A 1270-nucleotide genomic window follows, 5' to 3' on the forward strand; every position below is an offset into this window, starting at 1 on the left:
ACCCGGCGGGTGATCAGCCGCTCCAGCCAGCTCCGGTCGGCCTTGGCCAGCGCGTCCGCGGCCTGCTGGTAGTTCCGCCGCCCGGCGTTGACAGATCCGCCCTACGACCTCGAGGCCCGCTCCACGCGCCGCGGGCACCGGACCTGGGTCGGCTCTCTCGCGCATACCACCGAGACCTGCGACGAAGGCAGTACCAACGTCATCACGGACGTGGCCACCACCGTCCCCACCGGCGACAGTGTGGCCCTGCCCGGCATCCACACCCGGCTCAAGCGGCGCCGCCTGCTGCCCGCCGAGCACCTCGTCGACAGCGGCTGCACCTCCGTCGTGCTCCATGACACCGCCGCCCGCGCCCCCCGCGTCACCATGGTCGGCCCGGTCAAGACCGACAACTCCCGGCAGCGCAAGACCGGCGACGGTTTCGCCCGGGAGAACTTCATCATCGACTTCGACCGCCGCGAGGTCACCTGCCCCAACGGCCAGGCCAGCGGCAACCGGAACGAGCTTCCGGCGATGGCCCCCTACACGGTGGTCCGGTTCGACACGCGGCACTGCGGGCCCTGTCCTGAGCGGTCTTCGTGCACCTCCGGGGCGGCACGGACGGTGAACTTCCTGCCCCGACGCCTGCACGAGTTCCAGGGCCGCAACCGCGCCGATCAGCAGGACCCGCAGGGGCAGCGGCTCTGTGCCTCACGCTCCGGCGTCGAGGGCACCATGAATGAGCTCGTCAACGGCCATCGGATGCGCCGCTGCCGCTACCACGGCGTTGCCAAGGCCCATGTCCAGCATGCCCTGACCGCGATCGCCGTCACCATCGAACGCTTCAGCGCCCAGGAACCGGAAGACGCCGCCTACCGTCCCCCGTTCACCGACGGCGTTCCAGCGGTACCTCGTCGACAACGAATTGCCCCGGCCCCGCTGGTGGCGCCAAGGACAATGATCAAAAATGCTAAAGGTCCCCGACAGAATCAAGCTCAGCCACATCGGTCCGGGGCTCGGCGTGTCTGGTGCTCGCCCCGCCGGTGCACGTGTCTCCAGCCCTCCACGAGCGCATGGCAAGTCGAACGGGCCATCGGAGCGGCGACCGGACGGACCTGCCTGCGGTGTTGAGCGCATCATGGCCAGCAGGCCATCGCGCCGCGGTGGCGAGTGCTCAGGTTGCGTCATACGGTGATCGAGGAAGCGTTCCCGCGGGCACTCGATGGGGTCGGCGCCAGGGCGCCGATCAGGGCCATCGTCCAGCCAGAGGCGGCTCCGCTGCCCGTCACGT

Annotated in this window: 1 protein-coding gene; it reads left to right on the plus strand. The window is 69.8% G+C overall.

The genetic code is table 11. The features are described from left to right. Positions 1–87: 87 nt before the first annotated feature. Positions 88–1110 carry a transposase gene (locus tag AB0I73_RS41370; protein WP_363045529.1) on the plus strand — a complete coding sequence of 341 codons (1023 nt, stop codon included), beginning with the start codon at positions 88–90 and terminating at the stop codon, positions 1108–1110. Positions 1111–1270 lie beyond the last annotated feature (160 nt).

It is taken from the genome of Streptomyces sp. NPDC050388 (assembly GCF_040655635.1).
In the GTDB taxonomy this organism is placed as follows: domain Bacteria; phylum Actinomycetota; class Actinomycetes; order Streptomycetales; family Streptomycetaceae; genus Streptomyces.